Annotated in this window: 1 protein-coding gene; it reads right to left on the reverse strand. The window is 56.7% G+C overall.

Annotated elements, in window-relative coordinates; all coding sequences use genetic code 11:
• A partial coding sequence (locus tag IFT87_RS20085) for a carbohydrate porin (protein ID WP_192191751.1) occupies positions 1–1,133 on the reverse strand: 1,133 nt, incomplete at its 3' end.
• Positions 1,134–1,216: the final 83 nt, after the last annotated feature.

Here is a 1,216-nt window from a genome sequence, read left to right on the forward strand (position 1 = left end):
CCCGCCGCAGCGCGATAGGCGTAGCTGGCCGTGGCAGCCCAGGTACCTTTGTAGAATGATTGGTTTGTCGGGACACGAGTGCGCAGTCCCTCCGGACTATACACGTTATACGTTGTTACCAACGACGCCAGATCGAAAGGACGGCTTTTGATGAGACCGACGCCATAGACGCGGCCTTCGTAATATTGCGTGAAGAGTTTTTGTTCCGGTGGCGCGTAGTTGAATGTCGCTCCGGCATAGATTCCGCGAAAGGGTTTCGCCGGATCGGTCTGCGTCAGCTGTCGATCGGCAGCGACGAAAACGGCCCAATTATCTTTTTGTGCACCGTCGGAAAAGCGAGTGTAGTGAGTCGAGTTATGAATGCCGCCAAACCGTACCCAGGCAGATTTTGTTCCGGGCGCCGATGCCCGATTGAAACCGATTTCGTCGATCAATAAGACGCCAGTACCTGGCGGAGAGAAACGAAAACCTCCCGGGTTTACGGCGTTTTCCGCTGTCGCGCCCCCTGGTGGCAAGCTGCGCTGAATACCGAATTTGTTGTAGAAGCCGGCCTTGGATCGTACCCGGACGTTGATACCGGGCGCGGCAAACCCGCCATAACTCAAACCGAGTTGGAACGGGATCGTCGCCTGCGGTCCAAGGTTTCCGGTTGCCAGATTGCCACCGACGTTGATCCCAAGGAACTCCTGCGTGTTGTCGATGTAGCCCGCTTTGAAGTCCAACACCCCGGCGATCACATCCTGATAATAGTGGAGACGACCGATCCGGATTTTCTTCGGACCGTTCACTGCTGGAAAGCTGTTGTCGACGATGCTCAATGTCGTCGCGATCTGTCCACCCTTGAGCCCAATACGGCCGAGGTCATAGGTCGCGGTGAGGCTGGCCGTGGTATTGGTCCGCGTTACACGCTGACCGTTATAAAGCTGTGGTCCACGATAGCCGCGATCGTTCTGCAAGAAATCATATTGGAAATTGGCCGTATTGATCGGCGAAATGCCTATCCCGATATCGGCGAGCGCATCACGAACGCCCAGATGATCGGCGAGGATCGTATCGGCAACCTTGGGATACGAGATTGCCCAACCCTTCAGACTAAGATCGTCGAACCGCTTGAAGCGATCGGGCGCGGGCAAGACGCTGTCGTCTGGCAGTGCGCTGGTTGTAGCAGGCTGTGCCGTCTGTTCGGGGGGAACCGGTCGCGGGGGCACCTGAGCAA

Source organism: Sphingomonas sp. CFBP 8765, from assembly GCF_014841445.1.
GTDB lineage: Bacteria > Pseudomonadota > Alphaproteobacteria > Sphingomonadales > Sphingomonadaceae > Sphingomonas > Sphingomonas aerolata.